The sequence below is a fragment of the Aquimarina algicola genome, from assembly GCF_006443095.1.
Taxonomy (GTDB): domain Bacteria; phylum Bacteroidota; class Bacteroidia; order Flavobacteriales; family Flavobacteriaceae; genus Aquimarina; species Aquimarina algicola.
Map to the genome: position 1 here is coordinate 1 of NZ_VFWZ01000004.1, position 15725 is coordinate 15725.

The window sequence follows — 15725 nt, forward strand, 5'->3', positions numbered from 1 at the left end:
TCTCTTCACACAAATCATCTTAATTTAGGGGCTTACTCTAAAATCAAAACTCACTTTTATTAAAATCTTTCATCTTGGGGGAAATGAAATATCTAACTCATAATCACAGTGTAAAGATACTATAAGTTTTTAATTAAACAAATAAAATTTACACTTTATCTACAAAATTAACATTTAAACTATTATACTAAAATAATAAATCATACAAAAGTAGTCTTTTTCTTACTTTATACAGAATCCAATCTGAATATTATATAAAAGAAAAAAGAGTGCGGGCGCACTCTTTCTCTTCACACAAATCATCTTAATTTAGGGGCTTACTCTAAAATCAAAACTCACTTTTATTAAAATCTTTCATCTTGGGGGAAATGAAATATCTAACTCATAATCACAGTGTAAAGATACTATAAGTTTTTAATTAAACAAATAAAATTTACACTTTACCCATNTCTTACTTTATACTAAATTCAATCTCAATACTATATAAAAGAAAAAAGAGTGCGGGCGCACTCTTTCTCTTCACACAAATCATCTTAATTTAGGGGCTTACTCTAAAATCAAAACTCACTTTTATTAAAATCTTTCATCTTGGGGGAAATGAAATATCTAACTCATAATCACAGTGTAAAGATACTATAAGTTTTCAATTAAACAAATAAAATTTGCGCTTTATCCTTAAAAAAATGACATTTATCATTAAAATTAACATTTATTCTTACAAAATTCCTACAAATTCTATTTTTCTAATTCTAAAATCATTAAACATTTTTATGTACATTGTGACAATAAAATGAATATTATCAATATAGCTATCAAAACTAATTTTAAAGTTGGATACGAAAGAAGAAAAAGAATTAGTTATAGCATTACAATCAGGGAAAGATTCAAATGCGGCCTTTAGTAAACTTATAAACTTATATAAACAACGTTTATACTGGCACATTAGAAATATGGTAAAGAATCATGAAGATACAGATGATATACTTCAAAACGTTTTTATCAAAGTACATCGTAATATCAAAAACTTTAAGGGAGATAGTAAGTTATATTCATGGCTATATCGTATTGCTACTAATGAATCAATCACCTTTTTGAATCAAAAAGCAAAAAAATTTAATATTAGCTATGAAGAGTTGAGCATCAAATTAGTACAAAACCTTAAAGCAGATATCTATTATGAAGGAGATGAGATGCAATTAAAATTTCAAAAAGCTATTGCTTCTCTTCCTCAAAAACAGCAACAAGTATTTAATATGAAGTATTTTCAAGAAATGAAATATAAGGACATGTCTGAAATATTAGATACAAGTGAGGGAGCATTAAAAGCATCTTATCATATTGCAACAAAAAAAATAGAAGATTTTTTAAAGAATAATTAAACCTTTTATTCTATATAAAGTCTAAAAAGTAATAATGGAAAAGAATAATAACCATAAGAGCGGTTTTAAAGTACCTAAAGACTATTTTGAAAGCTTTGAACATCGACTTTCAGAAAACACGGACTTTGTTATATCCACAAAACAGTCTTCATCAGAAAAACAATCTGAGAGCGGATTTGTTATTCCTGATAATTACTTGAATTCTCTTACAGAAGAGATATTAAATACTTCTAACACCGAAAAACCCAAAAATAAAGTTATACCACTTTATAACAACCGTAAATTATTGATGGCAATAAGTGTTGCTGCAACTATTGCAATTATTTTTACGACTACTTTTCTCAAAAAAGATACTCTAACTATTGATGATATTGAGATTGCAGATATCTACACTTATTTTGATGAAGGTAATATAGATATGAGTAATTCTGAAATGATAGCTTTATTGGCAGAAGATATGGACAATACAGAATTATTTGATGAAGATATAATAATAAATGATGAATCATTACTAGAGTATATTTCTGAAGAAGATTTACAGGACGAAATTATATTCGAAGAATAAAAATAAACACATGAAAAAAATATTATTACTTATTTGTTTTCTTTTATATATAAATGTTAATGCGCAAAGCAGCTCTAAAGAAAGAATTAGAGCATTTAGAGTTGCACATATTACAGAAAGTTTAGACTTATCAAGTAAAAAAGCACAAGAATTCTGGCCTGTTTATAATGAATATGAAGAAAAAGTATCAAAACTTAAAAGTCGTGAGCGTAAACTCATTAGAGCACTAAGAAAACCAAAAGATAATTCTGATGAATTAACTGAAAAAGATGCTGAAGGATATTTACGAAAATACTTAGAAGCAGAAGAACAAAGAGTCGAGGCTCGTAAAAAATTAATTACTGATCTTCGAAAAATAATGTCAAACAAAAAAATTCTAAAACTTATAAAAGCCGAAGCAGATTTTAACAAGAAAATTTTAGATAAAATACGTGAACAAAGAAGGAGAGATTAATATCAGCCATCATTTATTATAAAGAAAGATCAATTAAAAACTAATTTTGCAATTTTCCCTTTACCTGCTGCAATAGCAGTATTATTAGTAATAAAACGTAATGTATAAAAACTTTCGTCGCTAATTTTTTTCCAGGAAGTCCCACTATCATTAGATAAAGAAATACCCGTAAACCCAACTACTACCATAGATTTGCCATTGGTATTGGGTACATATTGCACACAACTTTTATATCCGGGGCCGGTACCATCAGAAACTAATTCCCAGTTTCTTCCTCCATCATTTGTAATTGCCTTATTTACTTTGTTATGATTAGGATTAGTATAATCGCCACCATATACAACTCCTTTATTTTTGTCATAAAAGTCTACCGAATATATACCGGTAGTTTGTGTCTCACTAATAATTGGTGTATCGTAAACATCCCATGTTTTTCCTCTATCTGGAGAATAAAATACTCTAGATTTTTTTCCTCCTGAGACAATCCATGTCTTGTCGTCTATTATTTTTATGTTTGTATTACTGGCAGCAAAAGCTGCTTCTCCTTCAAAAGTTTTAGGTAGATATTTACAAGGTATTTTATTCCATGTTTCTCCTCCATTTCTCGTTACAATTATAGATAAGCAACCATCTGTAGGGTCTCCCATAGCTATACCTTCTTTCTCATTCCAAAATAGCATTGCATCATAAAATACTTTTTCATGAATCTCTGTATACACTATTTTTTCTTCCAAAGTTTTTAAATCTACCTTCCTTAATCTGGCAGGAGAACCGACACCTAAAGTAAAAAATGAATTCCCTGCAAAACCTACTGATCGTTGTTCTGAAACCCAATTCTCTTCTTCTGACAGTATATTTTCCCTTTCAAAACCAATAATGTTCTTTTCATTGGTGTTCAAATTTATAAACCCATATCCTTTATCATACCCAAACCCTAAAAGAGTATCATTATAAATATCAATAGCTCTAACACGAATAGAGTCTTCATGTATAATCGTTACACTTACTCTAGAAAAGTCTTGATTCTTTGTGCTTTTATCAGATCCATAGAATAAACTCACCAGAAACAACAATAAAATAGTAAATACTCGCATCCTTAATAATTATATTCAAATATAACTGTATTTGTGTAACAAAGAACTAACTTTGCAGACCTTAAAAAATAATACAATGCGTTTACATAGAAATCTTGTTTTTGCAGTTATAGATGGATTATATGAAATTTTTAATGAAGAAGGCTATGCCGATAAAGTAGTTCAAAAATTACTGAAACGAGATAAACGATGGGGATCTAGAGATCGCAGTTTTATTGCAGAAACTGTATACGAAATAGTGCGGTGGAAAAGATTATACGCAGAAATAGCAGAAGTAAAAGAACCATACTCCAGAGAAAACTTGTGGCGTATCTTTGCCGTTTGGGCGACCTTAAGAGGTATTTCTTTACCTGACTGGAAACAAATTGTCCCCACTCCTACTCGACGAATCAAAGGACGTTTTGATGAACTTAACAAAATCCGAAAGTTTAGAGAATCCATCCCGGATTGGTTAGACGAATTAGGAGAGCAAGAATTGAAAAAAAATTGGGATAAAGAAATCAATGCTTTAAATCAGCAAGCTCCAGTTATACTGCGGACCAATACACTAAAAATTTCAAGAAACAAATTAAGAAGCGTTTTAGAAGACGAACATATTGATACAGAATTTATAAAAGGCTACCCCAATGCTTTACAATTAACAGAAAGAGCTAATGTATTTAGTACACAAGCTTTTAAGGACGGATTATTTGAAGTTCAAGATGCCTCTTCGCAACTAGTAGCAGACTTCTTAGATGTGCAACCCGGACAACGAGTTATAGATACCTGTGCCGGAGCCGGTGGAAAAACATTACATCTATCTGCAATCCTACAAAATAAAGGGCAAATCATTGCTATGGATATCTACGCCAATAAACTCAAAGAGTTAAAAAGAAGAGCTCGTAGAGCCGGAGCGCATAACATAGAACCTAGAGTAATCGAAAGCACAAAAGATATCAAAAAACTTTATGCAAAAGCAGATCGTGTGCTTATTGATGCTCCATGCAGTGGTCTGGGAGTACTAAGTAGAAATCCTGATGCAAAATGGAAATTACAGCCAGAGTTCATACATAATATTAAACAAACACAAGCTGAAATACTTGAACGTTATTCTAAAATGGTGAAACCGGGAGGAAAATTGGTGTATGCTACTTGTTCAATTCTACCGTCAGAAAATCAAGATCAAGTAAATACATTTTTGTCTAAAGAAATAGGACAAGACTTTACCTTTATTAAAGACAAAAAAATATTATCACATCAATCAGGATATGATGGATTTTATATGGCATTACTAGAGAGAAAAACGAACTAAATACTACTCTTTTTTATTGTACATGAATTTCACTGAAAACAGGGATTCTACAATCCTACAATGTCATCATATTTGCTATAAAATTAATATTTTCAATTCAAATACTAATAACCTATGAAATTACTTAACCCTCAAATGGTAATATGGTTAGTGATACAATTACTTTTGGTAATATTTACAATATCTGCTACAAATGAAGAAGGTATAATACTTTTTTGGATGACACTTCCTTTTCTAATATTAAATTGCATTGGTGTTATTATCATTATACTCGGGAAACCCAAAATAGGAAGTACAATATTCTTAATAGGTAGCGTCCTTTTTGTTCCAATTGGTCTCATAGGAGTTTTTGGAGCCAGAAAAATTTTAAATCAAATCAAAGAAGAAAAATTCATCAACACACTTTAAGTATGGAATCAATAAAAGAATTGTCATTAAGTAAAAAGGTAGCAAATCAACCTTTTATTACAGCCGGAATCATCGCTGCTATTGGTATTATTTTATTTATCTTGACTGGAAGAATTACATTTTTCGGAATTGGAGCTCTATTGGTAATCATTGGGATATTAAATCAAAACTTAAAAGTTGTAAAAATATTCCCCAAATATATAGAAGTGAAATTAGGGGTAATAGCTTCAAAAAAATTTATACGATACGATCAAATCACACAATTTAATGCAACCAAAAAAACACTGGAAATACAGTATAATACAGAGCAAAATAAATCTAAAAAAGTAAAAATAGCTGTTAGAGCATTAGAAAATGAAGATATTCTAGCATTAGACAATATCTTGCAAGAAAACACAGATCTAGGAGTTTCAAATAGCCTTATACAAAAAATAGTAAACTAAAGCATTCACTGCTTATATTATAGTTACCTATCATTATGTTCAAAAATTAGTGAATAACTCGAGCATTCAATCTTTTTTTTATGCAATTCTTTACATAGAAAATAGTAAATTTGCTGCTTGTTCAACACAACACAATTATCCAAAAAATGATTCTTTTCTTCGGAAACCAAAGCAAGAACATATTTGCTGTTCAAACTAATCAAGATTTATCACAAGAAAACATTAAAAAACTTATCTGGTTATTTGGCAACCAACCTCAACTATCTACGGCGTCTATCGACGCTTTTTTTGTTGGTCCCCGAGCCGCTATGATAACCCCTTGGAGTACCAATGCAGTCGAAATAACCCAAAACATGGGTATCGATGGTATTATAAGAATAGAAGAATTTAAAGCAGTTTCAAAAGATTTTATTGATTTTGACCCTATGCTTTCTCAAAAATATAATGTTCTTAATCAAAAGATATATACTATAGATATCACCCCAGAATCTATTCTGGAGATTGAAGATATTGCCTCGTATAATGAAAGTGAAGGACTTGCATTAAGTAATGAAGAAATTGAGTATCTAGAAGGAGTTAGCAAAAAAATAGGCAGGAAACTTACTGATTCTGAAGTTTTTGGTTTTTCGCAAGTAAACTCAGAACACTGTCGCCATAAAATCTTCAACGGAACTTTTGTGATTGATGGAGAAGAACAACCTAGCTCACTTTTTAAATTAATCAAGAAAACTTCTGAAACAAATCCTAATGATATTGTATCTGCCTACAAAGACAATGTAGCTTTTATAAAAGGACCAAAAGTCACGCAGTTTGCTCCAAAAACAGCTGACAAACCTGATTTTTATGAAGAAAAAGAGTTTGAAAGTGTACTTTCTTTAAAAGCCGAAACACATAATTTTCCAACAACGGTAGAACCTTTTAATGGAGCCGCTACCGGATCAGGAGGAGAAATTAGAGACCGTCTCGCCGGGGGAAAAGGATCTTTACCTCTCGCAGGTACTGCTGTGTACATGACTTCTTATTCTCGATTAGAAGAAAATCGACCTTGGGAAAAAGCGATGACTGAAAGAGATTGGCTATATCAAACTCCCATTGATATTTTGATTAAAGCATCCAATGGAGCTTCAGATTTTGGAAACAAATTTGGACAACCTCTTATTACAGGTTCGATACTTACATTTGAGCATGAAGAAGAAGCTAGAAAACTTGGTTTTGATAAAGTAATCATGCAAGCCGGTGGGATTGGATATGCAAAAAATGATCAAGCTATAAAAGCAAACCCCAAGACCGGAGACAAAATTGTAATTCTGGGTGGAGAAAATTATAGAATCGGTATGGGAGGTGCAGCTGTATCTTCTGCCGACACTGGAGAATTCAGTAGTGGTATCGAGCTAAACGCAGTACAGCGCTCTAATCCTGAAATGCAAAAACGTGCCGCTAATGCCATACGCGGAATGGTAGAAAGTGAAGAAAATACTATTGTTTCTATACATGATCATGGCGCAGGAGGACACCTTAATTGCCTTTCAGAATTAGTAGAAGAAACTGGAGGTAAAATTGATCTTGATCAATTACCCGTAGGAGATCCAACATTATCAGCAAAAGAAATCATTGGTAACGAATCTCAGGAACGTATGGGATTAGTGATCAGTCAAGAAAATATCAATACTCTAGAGCGCATTGCTGAGAGAGAACGTTCTCCTATGTATCAGGTAGGAGACGTCACAGGAGATCAACGCTTCTCATTTCAATCTAAAACCAAAGGGGATGCACCTATGGATTTAGCTTTAGAAGATATGTTTGGTAGTTCTCCAAAAACAATTATGAATGATCAAACAGTATCCAGAAATTATAACGATATTACTTATTCAATTGATAATTTTAAAGAATACTTACAACAAGTTTTACAACTTGAAGCGGTAGCCTGTAAAGATTGGTTGACAAACAAAGTAGATCGTTGTGTAGGAGGCCGTGTAGCAAAACAACAATGTGCTGGGCCTTTGCAATTACCCTTGAATAACTGTGGGGTCATGGCGCTTGATTATAAAAGTACCGAGGGTATTGCAACAAGTATTGGTCACTCCCCTATTTCGGGATTAATCGACCCAGAAGCAGGAAGTAAAAACGCTATCGCCGAAGCATTAACCAATATCATTTGGGCTCCTTTAAAGGATGGATTACAATCCGTTTCTTTATCAGCTAACTGGATGTGGCCTTGTAAAAATGAAGGAGAAGATGCTCGCTTATATAAAGCGGTAAAAGCAATTTCTGATTTTGCAATTGATTTAGGGATCAATGTTCCTACAGGTAAAGACTCTTTATCGATGAAACAAAAATATCCTAACGATGAAGTTATTGCTCCCGGAACTGTGATTATTTCTGCAGCAGCAAATTGTAATGATATTAATAAAGTTGTAGAACCTGTATTACAAAAAAATGGAGGAGATATTTATTATATCAATTTATCTAATGATCAGCATAAACTAGGAGGATCATCTTTTGCGCAAATTAATAATAAAATAGGAGCCGAAGCTCCGACCATACATAACTCCAATAATTTCAAAAAAGTTTTTAATGTTATTCAGCAATTAATACAAGATAATAAAATTGTTGCCGGTCATGATGTTGCATCAGGAGGCTTAATCACTACCCTATTAGAGTTATGTTTTGCTGATATAAATACCACAGCTACTTTAAACCTGACAAATATTAAAGAATCAGATTCGATTAAATTATTATTTGCAGAAAATTCCGGAATTGTTTTTCAAAGTGCCTTAAACGCTAATATTGAAACAATTCTTGAAGAGCATAATATTTCTTTCTTTAACATAGGAAAAGCTAAAGAAGGAGAAACATTAAAGATAACAAACGGAGATGATGCGTTTGATTTGAATATTGATGAGCTAAGAAATACTTGGTACAAAACATCTTTCTTGTTAGATCAAAAACAAACAGCGAATAATCTTGCAAAGGATCGATTTGAGAATTTTTCTAAGCAACCCCTTACATACGATTTCCCTTTACATTTTATGGGAAGAAAACCTTTATTAAGTCCTAACACTCAGAGACCAAAAGCTGCAATTATCAGAGAAAAGGGTAGTAATTCTGAGCGTGAAATGGCAAATGCCATGTATCTGGCCGGATTTGATGTAAAAGATGTTCATATGACTGATTTGATTTCTGGTAGAGAAACACTAGAAGACATTCAGTTTATAGGAGCCGTTGGTGGATTTTCAAATAGTGACGTACTTGGTTCTGCAAAAGGATGGGCAGGAGCCTTTTTATATAATCAAAAAGCAAACGAAGCTTTAAATAACTTTTTTAAACGAGAAGATACTTTATCCGTAGGAATCTGCAATGGTTGTCAACTTTTTATGGAACTGGAAATTATTAATCCAGACCATGAAACTCACGGCAAACTCATTCATAACGAATCTAATAAACATGAAAGTGCCTTTACTTCAGTGACAATACAAGAGAATAATTCTATAATGCTATCTTCTCTTGCGGGAAGTACACTCGGAGTATGGATTTCTCATGGAGAAGGAAAGTTTAACCTCCCTCTTTCTGAAGATCAATATCATATTGTCGCAAAGTATGGATATAATGAATATCCAGCCAACCCGAATGGATCTGATTACAATACAGCAATGATGAGTGATAAAACCGGGCGACATCTGGTAATGATGCCACACATCGAACGTTCTATTTTTACCTGGAACTGGGCTTATTACCCAAAAGGAAGACATGATGAAGTTTCTCCCTGGATTGAAGCTTTTGTAAATGCAAGAAAATGGATTGAAAATGTTAATACTGATAAATTTTGAGTGTCTATAAGTAAAATATGTTAACAAAACCGATAAAATACTAAGGAGTTGTCAAATTACAGCTCCTTTTTTTATATATTAGGGTTGCGTATTGTAAGATTTTTTATAATTTGCGAAACTATGCACGCATAGTAGTTTTTTTATCATTAAAAAACTGCTTAGAAATTTTTAAAACAACATATGACGACAATTACTAGACTATTTGATTTTCCACACTATCAACTCAAAAAATTTAATTTAGACAAGGCTTTAGTTACCAAATACAATGGTGAATGGGTCGCTACATCTTCTGCCGAATATATAGAAAAAGCTAATCAAATTAGCCGTGGACTGCTACGATTAGGAGTAAAACCAAATGATAAGGTTGCCATCATATCTTCTAATAATAGAACAGAATGGAATATTACTGATATCGGAGTACTTCAAATAGGTGCTCAAGATGTTCCTATCTATCCTACAATTTCTCAAGAAGATTATGAATATGTATTGAATCATTCTGAATCTACATATTGTTTTGTATCAGATGATGAAGTTTATCAAAAAGTAAAGAATATACACGCAAATGTACCTTCTCTCAAAGAAGTATACTCATATAACGATATTGAAGGATGTAAAAGCTGGAACGAAGTTTTAGAATTAGGTAAAGATGATAGTAATCAAAAAGAAGTAGAAGACCTAATGGCATCTGTAAAAGAAGATGACCTTGCTACTTTAATATATACATCAGGAACAACCGGAAGACCTAAAGGAGTAATGCTAAGTCATAAAAATGTGGTTAGTAATGCTTTGAATGCTTCAACAAGATTTCCTATACCATCAGGAGAAGCAAAATCATTAAGTTTTCTACCTGTATGTCATATTTATGAAAGAATGCTCATGTATCTATATCAATATTTAGGAGTGAACATCTACTTTGCAGAATCTCTCGAGACGATAAGTGACAACCTTAAAGAGGTAAAACCAGATGTAATGACTGCCGTACCTAGATTGCTAGAGAAAGTATACGACAAAATTATTGCAAAAGGAGCAGATTTAACGGGAGTAAAAAAGAAATTATTCTTTTGGGCCGTAGAATTAGGACTTAAATATGAACCATACAATGCAAATGGATGGTGGTATGAGAAAAAATTAGGTATCGCTAGAAAACTTATTTTTAGTAAATGGCAAGAAGCCTTAGGGGGTAATCTAAAAGTTATCGCTTCTGGTAGTGCTGCTTTACAACCAAGGCTTGCAAGAGTATTCAATGCTGCCGGAATAAGTGTTATGGAAGGATATGGACTTACAGAAACATCTCCTGTTGTTTCTGTAAATGATGCAAGAAATAAAGGTTTCAAAATAGGTACTGTAGGAAAGCTAATCCCGCAAACAGAAGTAAAAATAGCCGAAGATGGTGAGATTCTAGTAAAAGGACCTCAAGTAATGCAAGGGTATTACAAAGATCAAGATAAAACAAAAGAGGTTTTAAAAGACGGATATTTTCATACAGGTGATATTGGAGTGATCGATAGTGAAGGTTTTTTACGAATCACGGATCGTAAAAAAGAAATGTTTAAAACTTCAGGAGGAAAATATGTTGCCCCGCAGCTTATTGAAAATGCAATGAAACAATCTCGTTTTATCGAGCAAATTATGGTTATAGGTGAAGGAGAAAAAATGCCTGCCGCATTTATACAACCCAATTTTGAATTCCTAAGAGAATGGGCACAGCGCAAAGGCATTAAAGTTGGTGATTCTATGCAAGAAGTTATCAGCAATCAAGCGGTTATCGATCGTTATCAAGAAGAAGTAGATGAGCATAACGCAAAATTCGGGAAATGGGAACGCGTAAAGCGTTTTGAACTTACCGCAGACGAATGGAGCATTGATGCTGGTCACCTTACCCCTACTATGAAACTTAAAAGAAGGATCATTAAAGAAAAATATAAAGAATTATACTCTAAAATTTATGGCTAATTCAATTTACTGGTTATAATGCAAAAGATGCATAAGCTTAACGGCAAATCAGTAAACTCCTCATTTTGTGAGGAGTTTTTTTATTAATTTAGTAGTAAAATGTAAAATACTTCATAAATTCTTAATTTTTTACATTATTTATTATGCATGCATAACAAAATTTATTACCTTTACGTTCACAATAAATTTTTGAATGAGAGAAAAGACAATTGATTATGCACTTAGAGCTACTTGGATGGCAGTAGCAAAAATGTATAATGAAGAAGCTAGCAAAAAAGGTAGCACAATGGCCACAGGATTTGCTCTATTAAGTATTGACCCAGAAAGTGGTACTCCATCAACTTCATTAGGCCCCAAAATGGGTATGGAAGCTACAAGCTTATCACGTACTTTGAAAACCATGGAAGAAAAAGGATTAATATATAGAAAGAAAAATCCTCAGGACGGTCGTGGTGTTCTTATATATCTGACCCCCTTTGGTTTAGAAATGAGAGATTTCTCAAAAGAAGTAGTTTTCACTTTTGATACTGCTGTAAGAAAATTTGTACCCAAAGAAAAGCTTGATACATTTCTAGAAGTATTTCAAATCATTAATGATTTGATCTCATCTAAGAAAATTTACACAAAACAAGAATCTATAACACCTTAACAATCAGAAGTTAAAAAAATGAAAAGAATCATTAAAAAAGTCGCAGTTGTCGGTTCAGGAATAATGGGATCTGGCATTGCATGTCATTTTGCAAATATCGGTGTCGAAGTACTATTGTTAGATATAGTACCCAGAGAATTAAACGATAAAGAAAAAGCAAAAGGTCTTACCCTCGAAGACAAAATAGTTCGTAATCGTTTAGTAAATGATTCACTTACTGCAGCTCTTAAATCCAAACCTTCTCCTATCTATAATCAGAAATTTGCAAACCGTATTACTACAGGAAACCTTGAAGACGATATTGCAAAAGTAGCAGATGTAGATTGGATTATTGAGGTTGTAGTAGAAAGACTTGATATCAAAAAACAAGTTTTTGAAAATTTAGAAAAATATAGAACTCCGGGAACACTAATCACTTCTAATACATCTGGTATTCCTATTAAATTTATGAACGAAGACAGAAGTGAAGATTTCCAAAAACATTTCTGTGGAACACACTTCTTTAACCCTGCTCGTTACCTTAAATTATTTGAGATTATTCCTGGACCAAACACTTCTCAAGAAGTATTAGATTTCCTAAATGGATATGGCGAGCAATATCTAGGAAAAACTTCTGTAGTAGCAAAAGATACTCCTGCATTTATCGGTAATAGAATAGGAATCTTTAGCATAATGAGTTTATTCCATATGGTAAAAGAAATGGGATTAACCATAGAAGAAGTCGATAAACTTACAGGTCCTGTAATTGGTCGTCCTAAATCAGCTACTTTTCGTACAGTTGATGTAGTAGGATTAGATACCTTAGTGCATGTAGCAAATGGTATTGCTGATAACTGCCCAGATGATGAACGTCATGAGTTATTTAAACTTCCTGACTTTATCAATACGATGATGGAGAATAAATGGTTAGGTAGTAAAACAAAACAAGGATTCTATAAAAAGAATGTAACTGCCGAAGGAAAAAAAGAAATACTTTCATTAGACCTTGATACTTTAGAATATAGAGAAAAGAAAAGAGCTTCTTTTGCAACTCTGGAAATGACAAAAACAATAGACAAAGTTGTAGATCGTTTCAAAGTATTAGTCGCAGGAAAAGATAAAGCTGGAGAGTTTTATAGAAAAACATTCTCTGCCCTATTCGCTTACGTTTCTCATCGTATTCCTGAAATCACTGATGATTTATACAAAATTGATGATGCTATGAAAGCAGGTTTTGGTTGGGAACATGGTCCTTTCCAAATTTGGGATGCAATTGGCGTAGAAAAAGGAATTGAGATCATGAAAGCAGAAGGTTATGAACCGGCTTCATGGATAACTGACATGATCGCTAGTGGAAGCACATCTTTCTACACTGTTAATCAAGGAGCTACTTATTATTATGATATCCCTCAGAAAAAACAAGTAAAAGTTCCAGGACAAGATGCGTTTATTATTCTTGATAATATCCGTAAATCTTCTGAAGTATTCAAAAATAGCGGTGTTATTGTAGAAGACCTTGGTGAAGGAATCTTAAATGTAGAATTCCAAAGTAAAATGAATACTATTGGAGGTGATGTATTAGCTGGAATCAATAAAGCTATCGATATTGCAGAAAAAGACTTCCAAGGATTAGTAGTAGGAAATCAAGCTGCAAACTTTTCTGTAGGTGCTAATATCGGAATGATCTTTATGATGGCTGTAGAGCAAGAATATGATGAGCTCAACATGGCTGTTAAATATTTCCAGGATACAATGATGCGCATGCGTTATTCTGCAATACCAACAGTAGCAGCACCGCATGGTATGACACTTGGTGGTGGTTGTGAATTATCACTACACGCAGATAAAGTAGTAGCTGCGGCAGAAACATACATCGGTTTGGTTGAATTTGGTGTTGGTGTTATCCCTGGTGGAGGTGGATCAAAAGAAATGGCATTGAGAGCTTCTGACCTTTTCAAGAAAAATGACGTTGAGCTTAATGTATTACAAGAACATTTCTTAACCATCGGAATGGCAAAAGTTTCTACTTCTGCTTATGAAGCATACGATACCAATATTCTACAGAAAGGAAAAGACATTGTAGTAGTAAATAAAGATCGCCAAATCGCTACTGCCAAGGCTTATGCAAAATTAATGGCAGAACAAGGATACACACAACCTGTTCGTCGTAAAGATGTAAAAGTACTAGGTAAACAAGCTTTAGGTATGTTCTTAGTAGGTACTGACTCTATGCAAGCTAGTAAATATATTTCTGAACACGATCAGAAAATTGCTAACAAACTTGGATATGTAATGGCAGGTGGAGACCTTTCTGAACCTACCTTAGTTACAGAACAATATCTATTAGACTTAGAAAGAGAAGCCTTCTTATCTCTTTGTACAGAACGTAAAACTCTTGAGCGTATCGAGCATATGCTAAAAAAAGGAAAACCTCTAAGAAACTAGAAAAAGAAAAAAAATGAAAACAGCATATATAGTAAAAGCATATAGAACAGCCGTAGGTAAAGCGCCTCGAGGGGTGTTCAGATTTAAAAGAACAGATGAATTAGCTGCTGAAACAATTCAGCATATGATGAAAGAGCTTCCTCAATTAGACAAAGCTCGAATTGATGATGTTATTGTAGGTAATGCAATGCCAGAAGGATCTCAGGGTCTTAATATGGCTCGTTTAATCTCTTTAATGGGATTAGAATCTATAGATGTTCCAGGAGTAACCGTAAATAGGTTTTGTTCTTCAGGTATAGAAACTATTGGTATGGCTACTGCAAAAATTCAAGCAGGTATGGCCGACTGTATCATTGCAGGTGGTGCAGAAAGTATGAGTTCTGTTCCTATGACAGGTTATAAGACAGAACTAAATTATGATTTGGCAAAAGCCGGACACGAAGATTATTATTGGGGAATGGGAAATACAGCAGAAGCAGTTGCTCACCAATTCAAAGTATCTCGTGAAGATCAAGATGAATTTGCATATAATTCTCATATGAAAGCCTTAAAAGCTCAGGCTGAAAACCGCTTTCAAGATCAAATCGTACCTATAGAAGTAGAACAGACGTATATAGATGCAAACGGTAAAAAAGCTACAAAATCATATACCGTAAATAAAGACGAAGGGCCTCGTGCTGGAACAAGCCAAGAAGTTCTTGGTAAACTTAGACCTGTATTTGAAGCTGGAGGAAGTGTTACTGCTGGTAACTCTTCTCAAATGAGTGATGGAGCTGCTTTTGTTATGGTAATGAGTGAAGAAATGGTAAAAGAATTAAATCTTGAGCCTATTGCTAGATTAGTAAATTATGCCGCTGCAGGTGTAGAACCAAGAATTATGGGTATCGGTCCTGTAAAAGCTATTCCAAAAGCATTAAAGCAAGCCGGTCTTAAACAAGAAGATGTTGAGTTAATCGAATTAAACGAGGCATTTGCTTCTCAATCGCTAGCCGTAATTAGAGAATTAGGTCTTAATCCAGATATCATCAATGTAAATGGAGGTGCTATTGCATTAGGACACCCTCTTGGATGTACAGGAGCAAAACTATCTGTACAATTGTTTGACGAAATGCGTAAACGTGATATGAAAGGGAAATATGGTATGGTCACAATGTGTGTTGGTACAGGGCAAGGCGCAGCCGGTATTTTTGAATTTTTAAATTAATTAACAAAAACCTAGATATTAAGATTTTGGGTAT

At 33.2% G+C, this 15725-nt stretch carries 12 protein-coding genes; 11 read left to right on the plus strand and 1 reads right to left on the minus strand.

Annotated features, from left to right (window positions below; genetic code table 11):
- Positions 1-830: 830 nt before the first annotated feature.
- From FHK87_RS13765 to FHK87_RS13775, 3 genes are read left to right on the plus strand one after another with little or no spacing between them, the layout of a single operon-like run.
- A complete protein-coding gene (locus tag FHK87_RS13765; RefSeq protein WP_226294245.1) occupies positions 831-1379 on the plus strand; it encodes an RNA polymerase sigma factor in 549 nt (182 codons plus the stop codon).
- Between the two features lie 34 nt (positions 1380-1413).
- Positions 1414-1944: a hypothetical protein gene (locus FHK87_RS13770; protein WP_140593978.1), complete on the plus strand. Its 531-nt coding sequence runs from the start codon at positions 1414-1416 to the stop codon at positions 1942-1944.
- Between the two features lie 10 nt (positions 1945-1954).
- Positions 1955-2398 (plus strand): sensor of ECF-type sigma factor, encoded by a 444-nt coding sequence (locus tag FHK87_RS13775; protein WP_140593981.1) that lies wholly within the window; start codon positions 1955-1957, stop codon positions 2396-2398.
- Between the two features lie 29 nt (positions 2399-2427).
- Here the strand turns inward: FHK87_RS13775 and FHK87_RS13780 are convergent, their stop codons facing one another.
- Positions 2428-3492 (minus strand): sialidase family protein, encoded by a 1065-nt coding sequence (locus tag FHK87_RS13780; protein WP_140593984.1) that lies wholly within the window; start codon positions 3490-3492, stop codon positions 2428-2430.
- Between the two features lie 76 nt (positions 3493-3568).
- On the opposite strand from FHK87_RS13780, the gene FHK87_RS13785 reads away from it, so the two are divergent.
- The 8 genes from FHK87_RS13785 to FHK87_RS13820 all read left to right on the plus strand — a co-directional run bounded on the left by FHK87_RS13785 (position 3569) and on the right by FHK87_RS13820 (position 15691).
- On the plus strand, positions 3569-4783 hold the full coding sequence (locus tag FHK87_RS13785) for an RsmB/NOP family class I SAM-dependent RNA methyltransferase (protein ID WP_140593987.1): 1215 nt from the start codon (positions 3569-3571) through the stop codon (positions 4781-4783).
- 114 nt (positions 4784-4897) lie between these two features.
- Positions 4898-5191 carry a hypothetical protein gene (locus FHK87_RS13790; protein WP_140593990.1) on the plus strand — a complete coding sequence of 98 codons (294 nt, stop codon included), beginning with the start codon at positions 4898-4900 and terminating at the stop codon, positions 5189-5191.
- A gap of 2 nt (positions 5192-5193) precedes the next feature.
- Positions 5194-5634 (plus strand): hypothetical protein, encoded by a 441-nt coding sequence (locus FHK87_RS13795; RefSeq protein WP_140593993.1) that lies wholly within the window; start codon positions 5194-5196, stop codon positions 5632-5634.
- A gap of 146 nt (positions 5635-5780) precedes the next feature.
- Positions 5781-9461 carry a phosphoribosylformylglycinamidine synthase gene (gene purL, locus FHK87_RS13800; RefSeq protein WP_140593995.1) on the plus strand — a complete coding sequence of 1227 codons (3681 nt, stop codon included), beginning with the start codon at positions 5781-5783 and terminating at the stop codon, positions 9459-9461.
- 180 nt (positions 9462-9641) lie between these two features.
- Complete coding sequence (locus FHK87_RS13805) at positions 9642-11414, plus strand: AMP-dependent synthetase/ligase (protein ID WP_140593998.1); 1773 nt, start codon at positions 9642-9644, stop codon at positions 11412-11414.
- A gap of 193 nt (positions 11415-11607) precedes the next feature.
- Positions 11608-12063, plus strand: coding sequence for a MarR family winged helix-turn-helix transcriptional regulator (locus tag FHK87_RS13810; protein ID WP_140594001.1), 456 nt, complete (start codon positions 11608-11610; stop codon positions 12061-12063).
- Positions 12064-12081: 18 nt separating this feature from the next.
- Positions 12082-14487 (plus strand): 3-hydroxyacyl-CoA dehydrogenase/enoyl-CoA hydratase family protein, encoded by a 2406-nt coding sequence (locus FHK87_RS13815; protein WP_140594004.1) that lies wholly within the window; start codon positions 12082-12084, stop codon positions 14485-14487.
- Between the two features lie 13 nt (positions 14488-14500).
- On the plus strand, positions 14501-15691 hold the full coding sequence (locus FHK87_RS13820) for an acetyl-CoA C-acyltransferase (RefSeq protein WP_140594006.1): 1191 nt from the start codon (positions 14501-14503) through the stop codon (positions 15689-15691).
- Positions 15692-15725: the final 34 nt, after the last annotated feature.

Bases quoted from the DNA above. Each gene is read 5' to 3' on its own strand.
- FHK87_RS13810 (WP_140594001.1), top strand. From the start codon at position 11,608: ATGAGAGAAAAGACAATTGATTATGCACTTAGAGCTACTTGGATGGCA.
- FHK87_RS13770 (WP_140593978.1), top strand. From the start codon at position 1,414: ATGGAAAAGAATAATAACCATAAGAGCGGTTTTAAAGTACCTAAAGAC.
- FHK87_RS13780 (WP_140593984.1), bottom strand. From the start codon at position 3,492: ATGCGAGTATTTACTATTTTATTGTTGTTTCTGGTGAGTTTATTCTAT.
- FHK87_RS13790 (WP_140593990.1), top strand. From the start codon at position 4,898: ATGAAATTACTTAACCCTCAAATGGTAATATGGTTAGTGATACAATTA.
- FHK87_RS13820 (WP_140594006.1), top strand. From the start codon at position 14,501: ATGAAAACAGCATATATAGTAAAAGCATATAGAACAGCCGTAGGTAAA.
- purL (WP_140593995.1), top strand. From the start codon at position 5,781: ATGATTCTTTTCTTCGGAAACCAAAGCAAGAACATATTTGCTGTTCAA.
- FHK87_RS13785 (WP_140593987.1), top strand. From the start codon at position 3,569: ATGCGTTTACATAGAAATCTTGTTTTTGCAGTTATAGATGGATTATAT.
- FHK87_RS13815 (WP_140594004.1), top strand. From the start codon at position 12,082: ATGAAAAGAATCATTAAAAAAGTCGCAGTTGTCGGTTCAGGAATAATG.
- FHK87_RS13775 (WP_140593981.1), top strand. From the start codon at position 1,955: ATGAAAAAAATATTATTACTTATTTGTTTTCTTTTATATATAAATGTT.
- FHK87_RS13805 (WP_140593998.1), top strand. From the start codon at position 9,642: ATGACGACAATTACTAGACTATTTGATTTTCCACACTATCAACTCAAA.
- FHK87_RS13795 (WP_140593993.1), top strand. From the start codon at position 5,194: ATGGAATCAATAAAAGAATTGTCATTAAGTAAAAAGGTAGCAAATCAA.